Annotated in this window: 13 protein-coding genes; 9 read left to right on the top strand and 4 right to left on the bottom strand. The window is 49.2% G+C overall.

Annotation, left to right across the window (positions count from 1 at the left end):
- The 3 genes from RM811_RS12780 to RM811_RS12770 form a co-directional block, all read left to right on the top strand.
- Positions 1–179 (top strand): LamB/YcsF family protein (locus RM811_RS12780; RefSeq protein WP_402524812.1); only part of this gene is annotated, 179 nt, incomplete at its 5' end.
- A complete protein-coding gene (gene pxpB / locus RM811_RS12775; RefSeq protein ID WP_402524807.1) occupies positions 176–883 on the top strand; it encodes a 5-oxoprolinase subunit PxpB in 708 nt (235 codons plus the stop codon). The genes RM811_RS12780 and pxpB, both read left to right, overlap by 4 nt.
- A complete protein-coding gene (locus RM811_RS12770; protein ID WP_402524805.1) occupies positions 871–1,821 on the top strand; it encodes a biotin-dependent carboxyltransferase family protein in 951 nt (316 codons plus the stop codon). The genes pxpB and RM811_RS12770 overlap by 13 nt, the downstream gene beginning before the upstream one ends.
- Positions 1,822–1,964: 143 nt before the next feature.
- Here RM811_RS12770 and RM811_RS12765 read toward each other — a convergent pair whose 3' ends face one another.
- Positions 1,965–2,711 (bottom strand): hypothetical protein, encoded by a 747-nt coding sequence (locus tag RM811_RS12765; RefSeq protein ID WP_402524802.1) that lies wholly within the window; start codon positions 2,709–2,711, stop codon positions 1,965–1,967.
- 266 nt (positions 2,712–2,977) lie between these two features.
- Here RM811_RS12765 and RM811_RS12760 point away from each other — a divergent pair, with 266 nt between their 5' ends.
- A complete protein-coding gene (locus RM811_RS12760) occupies positions 2,978–3,208 on the top strand; it encodes a hypothetical protein (RefSeq protein WP_402524801.1) in 231 nt (76 codons plus the stop codon).
- Positions 3,209–3,262: 54 nt separating this feature from the next.
- Here the strand turns inward: RM811_RS12760 and RM811_RS12755 are convergent, their stop codons facing one another.
- From RM811_RS12755 to RM811_RS12745, 3 genes are all read right to left on the bottom strand, one after another.
- The gene (locus RM811_RS12755) at positions 3,263–4,636 is read right to left on the bottom strand and encodes an amino acid permease (protein ID WP_402524799.1); all 1,374 of its coding nucleotides are present in this window, start codon (positions 4,634–4,636) and stop codon (positions 3,263–3,265) included.
- Entirely contained in the window at positions 4,621–6,918 is a 2,298-nt protein-coding gene (locus tag RM811_RS12750) for an Orn/Lys/Arg decarboxylase N-terminal domain-containing protein (protein ID WP_402524797.1), read from the bottom strand. Before RM811_RS12750 ends, RM811_RS12755 begins: the two co-directional genes overlap by 16 nt.
- A gap of 285 nt (positions 6,919–7,203) precedes the next feature.
- A complete protein-coding gene (locus RM811_RS12745) occupies positions 7,204–7,413 on the bottom strand; it encodes a hypothetical protein (protein ID WP_402524794.1) in 210 nt (69 codons plus the stop codon).
- A gap of 558 nt (positions 7,414–7,971) precedes the next feature.
- Here RM811_RS12745 and argF point away from each other — a divergent pair.
- The 5 genes from argF to RM811_RS12720 form a co-directional block, all read left to right on the top strand.
- Entirely contained in the window at positions 7,972–8,979 is a 1,008-nt protein-coding gene (argF, locus tag RM811_RS12740) for an ornithine carbamoyltransferase (RefSeq protein WP_402524809.1), read from the top strand.
- 185 nt (positions 8,980–9,164) lie between these two features.
- Positions 9,165–10,544 carry a V-type ATP synthase subunit B gene (locus RM811_RS12735; RefSeq protein WP_402524791.1) on the top strand — a complete coding sequence of 460 codons (1,380 nt, stop codon included), beginning with the start codon at positions 9,165–9,167 and terminating at the stop codon, positions 10,542–10,544.
- A gap of 5 nt (positions 10,545–10,549) precedes the next feature.
- Positions 10,550–11,182, top strand: a complete 633-nt coding sequence (locus RM811_RS12730; RefSeq protein WP_402524788.1) for a V-type ATP synthase subunit D — start codon at positions 10,550–10,552, stop codon at positions 11,180–11,182.
- A 58-nt stretch (positions 11,183–11,240) separates the two neighbouring features.
- Positions 11,241–13,067, top strand: a complete 1,827-nt coding sequence (locus RM811_RS12725; RefSeq protein WP_402524786.1) for a V-type ATP synthase subunit I — start codon at positions 11,241–11,243, stop codon at positions 13,065–13,067.
- Between the two features lie 2 nt (positions 13,068–13,069).
- Positions 13,070–13,503: ATP synthase subunit C (locus RM811_RS12720; protein WP_402524784.1), on the top strand; the 434-nt coding region annotated here is incomplete at its 3' end.

Genomic DNA, 13,503 nt, shown 5'->3' with positions numbered 1-13,503 from the left:
GCGCTGTTTATCAGGACTCTGCGTTGATCCGGCAGCAGGTAATGGGGCTGGTTTCAGGAGAGATTAAAACCATCAAGGGGGCGAAGCTGAAGTTAAAGGCTGATACTGTCTGTGTTCATGGCGACAACCCTGAATCAATAGCCCTGATTAAAGAACTCCATCAGCTGCTTAATCCATGATTGATATTCTGCCGGTTTCTGAAGCCGGACTGATCATACAGCTGGGTGATCATATTGATACGCAGCTTGCCATAAGGATAGGGGTTTTAGCGGATCAAATCAGACAGTCTTTTGCCTCTGAGCTGATCGAAGTGATCCCTTCTTATACGACGATTTATATCCAGTATCATCCACTGAAAGCTGATTTTACCGGGTTAAAGAAAAAGCTATTGGCCATTATCAATACTTTTTCTGAAGATCCTGGAAATCGTGATAATCCCCGGAGCTTGCGGAAGATAATAACATTGCCTGTTTATTACAGCCCGGAGACCGGCCCTGATTTATCCGGACTTTCCAGGCTTCATAACTGTTCTGTTGATGATGTTATCCGTATTCATAGCCAGTCTGTTTATGTTGTCTGTGCCATTGGCTTTAGTCCTGGCTTTGCTTTTCTTGGTAAAGTTGACGCCGCTATTGCCACGCCCAGAAAATCGGAGCCCAGAAAAATGTTGCCAGCGGGCAGCGTAGGTATTGCTGATCAGCAAACGGCTGTTTACCCCTCTGACTCTCCAGGCGGTTGGCAGATCATTGGTAACTGCCCGATTCCTTTGATTGATTTTAAAAAAAGCCCCATGTCTCCTTTTTCTGTTGGTCAGTCTGTCCGGTTTCAACCAATATCACGAGAACAATTTTTCTCGTTTGGAGGAACTCTGTGGTCGCATTAGAAGTGATTGACCCGGGGTTGATGGTACAGCTGCAGGATCTTGGGCGTACCGGAATGGGGCATCAGGGGGTTGCCCAGGGTGGTCCAATGGATCTTCATGCTTATTGTTGGGCAAATTATCTGCTGGGTAATGACATGAATTGTCCGCAGCTGGAGATTACTGCGGGTCAGGCAACCTTTTTGGCCCATCAGCCGGTCACACTGGCACTCACCGGGGCAGACCTGGATGCGAGAGTGAATAAGCAGTCCATTATGGGGTGGCAAACCATTCATCTAACCCGGGGTGATGAGCTGTCTTTTCGTTTTCCCAAAAGCGGGTTAAGAGCTTATCTGGCCATTCCCGGAGGCTTTTTGGCACCCACCGTTTTTGGCAGTGTAGCGACGGTGGTGAGGGATCGTATGGGAGGGCTTGCCTGTGATGATGGGGGGGCAGGTAAAGGTCATCTGGTTGGTCAAAATGCCATTCTTGAAGCCAGGTCAGGTGTTGTATTTACTCCCGGTATAAACCGTATGGTGCCGGTACGTTATATTCCCTTGTATGGCAAAGACCTGCAGCTAAATGTCATTGAGTCTTATCAGGCCAGTGGTTTTTCCCGGGAAAGCAAAGCGTGTTTCTATCGATCCGGGTTTACCCTGTCTCCTGACAGTGATCGTATGGGTTATCGTCTGGATGGGCCGGTTATCAAACCTCCGGGTAGTGGTGTTATTTCGGAAGGTATTGCCCCGGGTGCTGTCCAGATCCCGGAAAACGGTCAGCCCATTATTCTTATGAGAGACCGGCAGACTCTGGGAGGGTACCCAAAGATTGGCTGTGTTCCCCAGCTGGACCTGAATAAGCTGGCGCAGGCGATGCCGGGTACATTACTCAGTTTTTGCCCGATTACCCATGATCAGGCAAAAGAACGATTGAAGCATTTCTACGCATTTTTTTGTCTGTAGCCTTGAGCCTTTTTCATAAATACTGTCAGTGATAGCAAAGGCTTCAGAAAATGTAACGGGCCTTATTCACGTCTTTCCTGATGTTAAAACTATAGAGCACCCGGATTTTCAGTGGGTAATATGAAACTGCAGTTTCAGGGAGCTTATACTTCAGTTTGTATGCTGGAATATGTAACGCCTGCCGGTTGTTGGGGCGGAGCCGGTTCTCTCTGGTTTCCTAATACATCATCATAGGACGGGGGGGGTTCAGGAACGCTCCCGGCCATTTGCTTTTCGGGCGGAGGGTTACCACTGTGTGGATGGGCAGAGGAATTTATGGTTTCATCTGCACAGATGCTGGTTGAGCATTCTTCCATGGGTATTGCATCATCGTAAGGTGGAGGGATGTCATTATTATCACTATTGAGCAGAGTATTGGTATTGTCTGATGTGATGTCTTCAACCTCAATCCTATGGTGTTGTTCTGTACAATAAGCACGTATTTTTCTGTAGAGATGGGAGAAAGTCAGGCTGAAGGCTGTGATGCCAATCGCGCCTGCGCCAATTACTAGCCAAGTCTCGGGAGCAACATGGTCATAGATGTTTGTTGGTGATCTGGCCGTTGTATTCTGGGCCGTGGCTGTGGTGAGTAGCAATCCAAAACAGGCGAATCCCAGGGCAAGGCGACAGGTCCTGGCCAGTATTGATCGGGAGGAAACAGCTGAGGTCGCACTACTGGTATTGGAATCAAGGGACGATAAGTTTGAAGTTAGACGAGAGTGGGGATTGTTTTTCGCAACAACGGACACTCCCCGAAGGTTTCCGGATTCAGTTCTGGCTTTCTGTCCCTGATCTCTGTCTGAAGACAGGCTTGTGTTGTTGGTTAATCCATGGGGTAATCTGGCAGTCAACTAAGTCATCTCTGGTTATTGATCAATAATAATAAAGTCCGTGCTAATCATCCTTCAGGTTTCTGCTGAATCGTCAAATATTGAATTCATCAATTTCTCATTGAAAGCAATATTGTTTTAATGAAGATTAACTGATTGATCGTTCAGTTTTTATTGATGGTCGTAGTTGTATGACAGATTAATTTCCTATTAGTTCCACGCATTGATTCATAATATATAGTACAGAAGTCAGGCAGAAATGTTTAGAAGCTGGAAGCTCTCCTGAAATGGAAATGGCCGGAGTTAAGAAATCAGGGGATGATCATATTATTGAAATGCCAGATCAAGATCCCGAATCAACTATCTTATCCCGGGTGGGCGGGCATAAAGGTAGTTCTGGTACGGAACAGGCATCGCGGGATATGCCCCAGATGGATTTAATGAGCTTGTGGTCAAGCGAACCCAGCTTGTTAGCCAATTTATTTGCAGAGACTGAGTCTCATGACGACCCAGCTTAATCAAGTGATGGCACTGTATTTGAAAATACAGATAAGGATAGTGGGCAATGGATCCTATTTCTCATCATTCGTGATATTAACAATTTTGACATTGATCAGAATGGCATAAACACCCGGTACCACCATCACCATGGCGATCACCATCAGCAACTCATCGTAATTGGCAGATGCGAAAGCTGAGATAATAAACAGCGATGAGAGTGCCACAATAATAATATTGGAACGTGAGGTTTTTTTCTCCAGATTATCCTGTTTTAACAGAGCCACTCCGGACCAGAAATAAGGGAACAGCAGCAGCAGAACTGAAATTGTGACTGAGATATTGAAAGCTTCTGCAATGTTGCTGCCCATCATCATAAGGATAAGCTCAACAACGGTCATGATCACCCCGTTAATGACCAGCCCTTTACTGGCAATGCCATAACGGTTGGTATAGCAATACGCTTTGGGCAGAAAGCCATTGTCAGCACAGGTTTTTGCGGCACTTACGGAATTTAATCCCCAGACCATAAAACTGGCGATACAGGCGATGGCCATCACCAGTGAGACTACCTCTCCAACATAAGGTGAGTGGAAAATCGTTGCCATGGAAAGGGCAAAAGAAGCGGGTGCATCCTGAATGACTTTGGCGGCGAACATCCCCTCCATAACGGTGGTAGAAAGAATATAAAAAACGGCCACCACCAGAAAACCAACAATGGTGGCCATAGGCACCACCTTTTTCGGGTTCTCTATTTGTTCCGCATTGGTGGCAACACTCTCCACGCCCACATAAGAAAATATCAATATCGCAAATCCAGCCATAATGGCTGAGCCATCGCCTTTGCCCGATACATTCCAGTTCTCCTGAAACTGGGTCGGGCTGAATTCCATCCAGCCCAATACACTGGTGAGAGCAACCGCAATCAACAGTAAGGTTACGGTGATGGAAACGACTTTGGCAATGATGCCAACGCCCCTCAGTGACAGTACGACGAATAGCCAGATAAGCGCGATAACGGTGATGCCCAGAATGATCGGATCATTCAGCTCCGGTAAAAACATGGCCAGATAACCCAGCCCGGCAATCAGGATAGAAACGTTGGAAATAAGGTTGCCATAGACGTAAAAGAAGCCACCCTTGGCGCCGATGATCGGGCTTACCGAGGTGGCCAGCGCTGTCGGGCTCGGGTCATCAAAGCGTTCACCGGCCCGGACATGGATCAGGGTGAGAAACAGGGCGCCAGGGTGACCAGGATAAATGACACCAGGGTGATGGAGCCGGTAAAGGCCAGCTGTTGCGGCAGGGCTATAACCCCACTTCCTGCCAGACTGGATATAATCAGGAAGGTGGCGCCAATAGTGCCCAGTTTTTTTGCTTTGCTGTCTTCTGTGGTCAACGGTGTTTTTTCGGTATTGCCGGACATGACGGGTTATCCTTTCACGCAAAGCGTCTGAAAGAATTTTTTACCATCCCTTGCTACCCGCTCGACGCCGTGTATATCACTTTCATATCCCGGAAACAGGTTCTCAAAATTTTGTCGGGCCATCAGGTAATCAAAAATCGGTCTGGCTTTGTCGTTCATAGACTCACCGCCCATCATAATGGGAATGCCGGGAGGGTAGGGGACGATCATGACGGCAGGTACCCGGTCAGTCATTGCCTCCAGCTCAACGTACTCCACCTGTTTTTTGACGACACTGTGGTAGGCATCCGCCGGTTTCATGGCCGGATCCGGAATTACCTGAAAGGCGTCCTGCATTTTGTCCAGCATCTGGTGTTCTTTGAAGTACTGATGGATTTCGGTGCAATGATCTTTCAGGCCAACACCGGCATAACGCTCCGGATAATCATTGGCCAGACTGGGTAATGCCTGTTCCAGGGGGGCGTTGCGGTCATACAGGGCTTTGAATTGCAACAGTGCAGTGAGCAGCGAGCATTGTTTGGCCCGGGTGGTGCCGAGGGAATTGAGCAGCAGGAATGAGTAGTAATCGGATTTTTCGCAGACAATGCCGTGTCGGATCAGATAGTCGGAGACAATGGATGCTGGAATACCTTCATCAGTAAGGTTGCCATCGTCGTCCAGTCCGGGCGTGATAAACGTCAGTTTAATCGGGTCCAGCATGGCATAGTTTTCTTCCATATCCGCAAAGCCGTGCCAGGCATTTTTCCGGGTGAATACCCAGGGGTGCTGGTGGCTGGCCAGATACTCGGCGGGGACATTTTCAAAAGCGGTCTCACTGCCTTCGTAGCTGACAATGCGTGGCTGCCACATCTCAAAAAACCAGCTTTTACCGAATTTCATTTCCCGGGCGATATGGGTAATTTTCTGGCGCAGGCGAATGGCTTCGAGAATGATGTCATTGATCAGAATAAAACCATTGTCTTCCATCATTTTGGTGGCCACATCCAGGGAGGCGATCATGCTGTACTGGGGGGATGTGGAGCCGTGCATCATGTAGGATTCATTGATCTCATCGGGATTGACTTTGACACTGCTGCCATTACGAATATGCATCATTGAGGCCTGGGAGAAAGCCGTCAGCAACTTGTGGGTGGAGTGTGAGCAGAAAATGGGCGGGTGGTCACTGTTTCGGTCGTCATCGGTCATGCCGTAGTGATCGGTATAAATGGGGTGGAAGCGGGCGTAGGCGTACCAGGCTTCATCAAAGTGCAGGTTATCCACACTCTGCTGTAATTGTTCTTTGATGTGGATGACGTTATAGCAGATTCCGTCATAGGTTGAGTTGGTCAGGGCCGACATTTTTACCCGCTGGCTTTTCAGTTCATCAGGAATGCAGGGGTGTTCCTGAATCCGGGAGTGAATGGATTGTTCTGAAAATTCGGATAAACGACAGGGGCCGATAATACCCCGCTTGTTTCTTCTGGGGATCATGTACACCGGCCAGGCATCGGTGATGACCATGGCGTAGTTCAGGGACTTATGGCAGTTGCGATCCACAAAGGCGATGTCGTCCCGCACCAGCTGGCTGCGCCAGATAATCTGGTTAACATTGGAGGTTCCGTTGAGGACGTAATAGGTATAGTCAGCGCCAAAAACCCGGGCTGAATTTCTCTCGGCCTCGCCAGCAACGCCGGAGTGATCCTGCAGGGAGCCCAGTTCCGGAACGGAAATGGACAGGTCGGAACGAAAGACGTTTTCCCCAAAGAAGTTATACATGGCGTGCCCGGCCGGACTGTGCAGAAAACCCTCTCCGCCCATGTGTCCGGGGGTATGCCAGGCGTATTTGTATTCATGGGCGTATTTCACCAGCGCACCAAAAAACGACGGATGAACGCTGGTGATGTATTCCATCACAAAGGTATCAATTCTGCCTGCATGAAAATCAATGGTGTCGGCGGTTTTCCAGAGTGTATCGCTGATAATTTCAAGCACGTCTGTCTGAATACTGACCATGGCCAGACGTTCGGTCAGTAACAGTATGGGAATATGTTTATTGCGGCTGCGAATCAACTTGAGTAGTGATATCGCGGTGGTTGACCCGCCATTATCGACGGGCATATCCCAGTCAATAATCACCGCAGCCAAGTCAGACCGGGACATGAATATTTCTGCGCCATCCTCGTAACTGAACGATGGATAGACTGATAACGCATGGAGATCTTTCAGTTTGTCAACCAGCGCTCTCAGGCGGAACCCTTCATCATTTTTTGCATCAAACTGGGCAGAAATAATCAGGACTGGCCATGACCGTTTGGTGATTCTCATAATCAACCTCGATGAAAGCAGTTTGACAGGTAGTTAGCGGATTCGTGGGGAGCGTTATTTATGCAGCAATGACATGAAGGTATGTGTTTACAAAAAAAGGATAGTCGTTGTAAAGAGGTTGTGTCAAAAGGCGGCCATACATCACACTGGTTGATGGCATAGCCACCTCTGCCATCGCAGACACTACATTATATGTATTGGATGAGTTCGCTCGAGCCTCCGTCAACAGCTTTGAATCATCACCCAAAAGACATACACCGTCTGTTATGGTGTTGTTTTACCAGTTTATTCAGTTTTAGCTTTATTATCGTTAGTTAGCTGTACTGCTATGTCAGTCGGTTCTGCATGAGGAGCCGTGATCTTGTCGTAAATATGGCTTGAGACAAAGCCCGCGCCGACCACGAAAATGACAGCTGGCACAAGAGGTACAGAAGAAAGGTACAGAAGAAAGGTACATAACTGCGCCTCCAGCCAGGAGACCAACACGATATGCATTCATTTTGCCCCCACAATATTTACCTTATCTGGAATATCCTGTTGGTCTTTGTTCGTATATGCCGTAATGGGAGAATCTTGAGATGAATGTTGAGTCGGGGATGTCATCAGTGTAAATCCTGTAAAAATCGCTCAGCTCATATAGACAAGCTCATATATATAGACGTGGATAAAAAGAAGTTTCATGATTTTCAGTTTTTAGCAAAAATATTACCAACAAAAAGCAACCTGATATTTCACCCGAAAATATCTTGGAAACGTATTTTTACGTAATGCCTTCCGTATCATCCGGCGTTAGTCTATGGGCGAATGAAGTTCATTTTGATACTGGACAGCAATAACCGGTCTGTGGATGATGTTGCTCCCTGATTCCTGATTCCTGATTCCTGATTCCTGATTCCTGATTCCTGATTCCTGATTCCTGATTCCTGATTCCTGATTCCTGATTGTAAGCAGTAAAATCAATATGGCTGATTACATAGTTAATGGTTATCAGGCACTAAGATGAAGAGCGTAAGAAAAATAAATGACCTGACACAGGAAACTGTTATGACTGTTATGGTGAAGAGTTTGCAGAACCATCATTTTCTCAAGCTGCTGGACTTTTCTCCATGGGAGATCAGCCATTTGCTGGAGCGAGCTGCAGAGTTAAAAGCAGCAAAGCGAGCCGGTACTGAGGAACAGTTTCTGCGAGGGAAAAATATTGCCCTGATTTTTGAAAAAGCGTCTACCCGAACCCGGTGTGCCTTTGAAGTGGCCTGCTTTGATCAGGGAGCGAATGTTACTTACATCGGTGGCGGCTCCCAGATGGGCGTTAAAGAAACCGTAAAGGATACTGCCCGAGTATTGGGACGAATGTATGATGGCATCGAATTTCGTGGCCACCTGCAGGAACATGTTGAAGATCTGGCTGCCTTTTCCGGTGTACCCGTCTGGAATGGCCTGACTAATGACTGGCATCCGACTCAGGTGCTTGCTGATTTCCTGACCATGCAGGAACACGGCAATGGTCGTCCCCTGAGTGAAATGAAACTCTGCTACCTCGGGGATGGACGCAACAATGTTGCCAGCTCACTGATGGTGGGCGCTGCGAAAATGGGCGTAGATTTCCGGATTGCAGCACCAGAAACCTTTTTCCCCGATAGCTCCCTGGTTGAACAGTGTCAGGAAATTGCCCGGGAAACCGGGGCGAAGATAACTATTACCGAGTCAGTGGATGAAGCGGTAGCGGGTTGCGACTTTCTGTATACCGATGTCTGGGTTTCCATGGGAGAACCTATGGAAGCCTGGGATGAAAGGGTGAAGCTGATGAAACCCTTTCAGGTGAACCAGAGCGTTCTGCAAAAGACCGGCAATCCGAATGTCCGTTTTCTGCACTGCCTGCCCGCCTTTCACAATGATGACACGGTGATTGGCAAAGAAGTCGCTGATGTTGTTGACAAGAGTGGTATGAACGGTCTGGAAGTGACGGAAGAGGTCTTTGAATCTGAAGCTTCCATTGTATTTGATCAGGCAGAAAACCGGATGCATACCATCAAGGCAGTGATGGTGGAAACCTTGCCTTAAAGACCGCTACCCGCTACCCGCTTCCCGTTGCCCGAAAAAGCAGGTTTTATCTTTTTCGGACAACGGCGAGGGGGCAGCGAATGTTCAGGGATTGTCTACTATTAGGGCTATTTGAACCTGTGATAACCTCCTGAGCCCATGATCCATTCTCTTTTTCATTTTTCCAGCCGTATAGAGGAGCAGTGATGCCCCAGAGCCTATTGCGATACACCAATATTCTTAGCATCGTTGGTGACCTTATTCGCGTTCATGTCCCTAACCTGGCTGAGGGTAATGCCCAGGCCAATTACGGTGATCTGGCGCTGATTGAGCAGGATGGAGAGACTTACTCCATGGCCCAGATCATCAAGATTGACCATGAGGAAGTGTCCCTGCAGGTCTTTACCGGTACCAAGGGTTTATCCACCGGTGCTTCAGTTTGCTTCCTGGGTCAGCCCATGAAGACCACCTACTCCCCCAATATTCTTGGACGAATCTTCAATGGTGCCGGCGAGCCTATTGATGGTGGCCCGGCATTGGAACAGGATCCGAAGGTTGAGATTGATGGCCCGTCAGTAAACCCGGTTCGTCGTGTACTGGCCTCCCGCATGGTGCGTACCAATGTACCGATGATCGATGTCTTCAATACGCTGGTTGAGTCACAGAAGATTCCTATCTTCTCCGTCGCGGGTGAACCTTACAACCGCTTCCTGGCTCGTATCGCCATTCAGGCTGAAGCGGATGTGGTGGTGTTCGGGGGCATGGGTCTGATTTTTGATGACTACCACTTCTTCCGTACTGCGTTTGAAGAAGCCGGCGTATCAGCCCGTACTGTCATGTTCACCAACCTGGCTTCTGACCCAACGGTTGAACGACTGATGACGCCGGATATGGCGCTGGCAGTGGCGGAACATTTTGCCGTTGGAGAGTCCAAAAAAGTACTGGTTCTGTTGACCGATATGACGTCTTATGCGGACGCCATGAAAGAGATCGGTGTGGCCATGGACAAGATTCCGGCTAACCGGGGTTATATGGGCGATCTTTACTCGCAGCTGGCCCGTCGTTATGAAAAAGCCTGTGATTACAAAGGCGCAGGATCCGTGACGATTCTCGCAGTAACCACCATGCCTGGTAACGATGTGACCCATCCGGTTCCGGATAACACCGGTTATATCACCGAAGGCCAGTTCTATCTGCACGATGGCCATCTGGATCCATTCGGTTCACTGTCGCGATTGAAGCAGATGGTGATGGGTAAAGAGACCCGTGAAGATCACCCTCATCTGATGAACACCATGATCCGTTTCTACTCGGATTCGGTCAATGCTGCCCAGAAGCAGGCCATGGCCTTTGAACTGTCCAGTTACGACTTGAAGACCATTAAATTCGGTAATCTGTTCAAGCCGCGCTTTATGTCTCTGGATGCCGCCATGTCTCTGGAAGATGCCCTGGATTTGTGTTGGACAACGATGGCTGAATGCTTTTCGCCGGAAGAAACCCTGATGAAGCAGAGTCTGCTGGAGAAGTACTGGCCGAATCAGGAGCAAGTGGCCACCGGGGCAGCCCTTGAAGCAGCTGAGGCGTAATCACTATGGCCAAGGTAGCTCTCAATAAAAGCTCGTTAACCAAAGAGAAGCGCAGTTTAAAAACGTTTAATCGTTATCTGCCAGCGCTGGAACTCAAGCGTCAGCAGTTGATGATGGAACGTAAAAAAGCGGAAGAAGCTCTGGCAGAAACCCGTGAGCATCTTGCTGAGGTTGAGCGGCTGGTTAGACAACAGCTGCCCATGCTGGCAAGACAGGATGTGCCGGTGGATAACCTGGTGAAGGTGACAGACGTTCGCCTGAAACAGGAAAATATCGTTGGTACATCTGTTCCACTGGTAGAGCATATTGAAATTGCGCTCACCCCATACAGTGATCTGGCAAAACCCCACTGGGTTGATTATCTGGTTGAACTGTTGCAGCAGATGATACGCCTGAAGGTTGAACTTCAGGTTCGTCAATTGCGCTACAAAGAACTGGATAAAGCCACCCGAACCACATCCCAGCGGGTTAACCTGTTCTCCAAGGTTCTGATTCCCCAGAGCAAAAAGAACATTCAGAAGATCCAGATCTATATGTCTGATCAGGACAGGGCCAGCGTGATGAACGCCAAGCTCTCCAAGGGCAAGGTTCTGGCCCAGGCAGCTGCAGGCAAAGGAGGTCATTCGCAGGCGGGTTGATACTGACCTGTGTCGGAACTGGTTAAGTGCCTGACACACTGACCTGCGAAAGCATATTATGGCTATTAAACGACTGAAGAAGATCACCCTTTACGGACCTGATCACGACAAAAGCCGCATCCTGAAGCAGCTGCAATCCCTTGGATGTCTGCACCTTATTCCATTAACGGATAAAGCGGTTGATGTGCCGGTGCAGCCTGCAGAGGCCAGCGAAGCCAAAGTATGGCTTGAGCGCAGTCCCAAGCAGAGACGGCAGATTCGCAATTTTCGTGACACCTTTCGAGGCCAGCAGGAAACCGCGCGTGTAGACGACATTGTTCATAAAATTCTGGACAATAAGTCGAAGTTTCGTGAGCAATCGGATATCCGCGATAAGCTGCAGGAGCGAATTCGCGAAGTGCGTCCCTGGGGCGAGTTTGCGTTTCCAGCACTGTCGGATCTGAATGGGCAGCGGCTCTGGTTCTATGTGATGCCCAATGGCGAGTTGCCCGCACTGCGGGAGTCTCTTAAAGAAAGTGAACTGCCATGGGAACTGATTCATCAGAGCCAGAAAGACAGTTATGTCATCGTGGTCTCTGATGGTGAACCGGATGAAGTGCTTCTGCCAGCACCGCGTTCCCATGTGGGCAAGATTCCCCTTTCCCGCCTGGAAGAGATGCTGGATGAGGCTGAGGATGCCATCGAAGACCTGCTGTCGGAGCGGGAATCCCTGACCCGCTGGAACTATCTGCTGGATCAGGTTCTGGCGGCTCGAATGGACAGTGCCGACCTGCAGCAGGCCACTACTGGCACCATTGACGAAGACAGTTTCTTCCTGGTTCAGGGCTGGGTTCCGGTATCCGACCAGGCGAATGTTGAAGCGTTCACTGCGGCACAGGGTGTTGCTGTCATATTCGAAGACCCTACAGTAGACGACCATCCACCCACGCTGCTGGATAAACCAGCGGGAACCGGTGGTGGTTCTGATGCCCTTGGCTTCTTCCAGACGCCCAACTATCGGGCCTGGGATCCGGGTAATGTGGTGTTTTACTCATTCTCGCTGTTCTTTGCGATGATCATGAGCGATGCCATGTACTCACTGGTTTTCGGACTGATCATCTTCTTGTGCCGGAGCAAGCTGAAGCAGAGCGAAGCCGGTCATCGTCTGATGAATCTGGCGTACTTTATGTCGGCAGCGGGTATTGCCTGGGGTGTTTTTGTTGGCAGTTATTTTGGTGTCGCGCCAGATAGCACCGACTTACTGGGCAGACTCGCCTTTATCGATCTGAATGACTACAACGGCATGATGAAATTGTCCGTGATCATTGGTGTTTCTCACCTGGTGATTGCCAATGTCATGAAGGCTGTCGTTAATCGAGGCTCAAGTTATGCCCTGGCACCTTTGGGCTGGGCAGGATTGATGGCCGGTGGTACGACAATCTGGTTGGGGATGACGGGTACTTTACCGAAGGCGTTTGAAACCACCATCGGGCCGGGTTTGATGATTGCAGGTGCCTTACTGGTGTTCCTGTTCTCCAGCAGCCGGGAAGTGAAATCCTTTAAAGACCTGTTTCTGAGAATGCTTGATGGTCTGAAAGCCGTCTACAACATCACCGGTGCTTTTGGTGATGTGCTCAGCTACATGCGCCTGTTTGCCCTGGGTTTGTCCGGTGCATCGCTGGCCATGACCTTTAACTCACTGGCAATGGACGTTCTTCATTCCAGCCCCGTCACCGGTGTGCTGTTTGCGGGCATCATTCTACTGCTGGGCCATATGCTTAACTTTGCTCTTTGCATCATGAGCGGTGTGGTTCACGGCATGCGTCTTAACGTCATTGAATTTGTCAACTGGGGCCTGTCTGACGAAGGCTACCCATTCAAAACTTTTAGTAAACGAGAGGATTAACCATGGATGCACTGATTTTGGCGTTGGGTTGGGTCGGCGTATTTTCGCCGGTTGCTCTGGGTGCAGTTGGTTCTGCAATTGGCTGTTCGGTAGCAGGGCAGGCTGCCTGTGGTGCGATGCTGGATGTTGAGAGTGGTTACGGTAAGTTTGTCGGCCTTTCTGCCATGCCTTCCTCTCAGGTTATTTACGGCATTGTTATTATGTTTACCCTCAGTGGTATTGGTGTGACTGTGGCCAGCGCTCCTGGTCTGTTTGGTATTGGTCTGCTGACCGGTGTTGCCCTGATGTATTCTGCGATTTACCAGGGTCAGGCGGTAGCTGCTGCGATTAATGCTTCCAAAAACAAGCCAGAAGTCTTTGGTCTGTCCATTGCTCCTGCTGCAATTGTTGAAGGCTTTGCGGTATTTGCGTTTGTATTTGCCCTGGTTATGGGTCA

The organism is Endozoicomonas sp. (assembly GCF_031844845.1).
In the GTDB taxonomy this organism is placed as follows: Bacteria; Pseudomonadota; Gammaproteobacteria; order Pseudomonadales; family Endozoicomonadaceae; genus Endozoicomonas.
The sequence above is the reverse complement of the archived record's forward strand: the minus strand, read 5'-3'. Positions and strand labels throughout refer to the sequence as shown.

Bases quoted from the DNA above. Each gene is read 5' to 3' on its own strand.
- RM811_RS12745 (WP_402524794.1), bottom strand. From the start codon at position 7,413: ATGCATATCGTGTTGGTCTCCTGGCTGGAGGCGCAGTTATGTACCTTT.
- argF (WP_402524809.1), top strand. From the start codon at position 7,972: ATGGTGAAGAGTTTGCAGAACCATCATTTTCTCAAGCTGCTGGACTTT.
- RM811_RS12725 (WP_402524786.1), top strand. From the start codon at position 11,241: ATGGCTATTAAACGACTGAAGAAGATCACCCTTTACGGACCTGATCAC.
- pxpB (WP_402524807.1), top strand. From the start codon at position 176: ATGATTGATATTCTGCCGGTTTCTGAAGCCGGACTGATCATACAGCTG.
- RM811_RS12730 (WP_402524788.1), top strand. From the start codon at position 10,550: ATGGCCAAGGTAGCTCTCAATAAAAGCTCGTTAACCAAAGAGAAGCGC.
- RM811_RS12760 (WP_402524801.1), top strand. From the start codon at position 2,978: ATGGAAATGGCCGGAGTTAAGAAATCAGGGGATGATCATATTATTGAA.
- RM811_RS12750 (WP_402524797.1), bottom strand. From the start codon at position 6,918: ATGAGAATCACCAAACGGTCATGGCCAGTCCTGATTATTTCTGCCCAG.
- RM811_RS12735 (WP_402524791.1), top strand. From the start codon at position 9,165: ATGCCCCAGAGCCTATTGCGATACACCAATATTCTTAGCATCGTTGGT.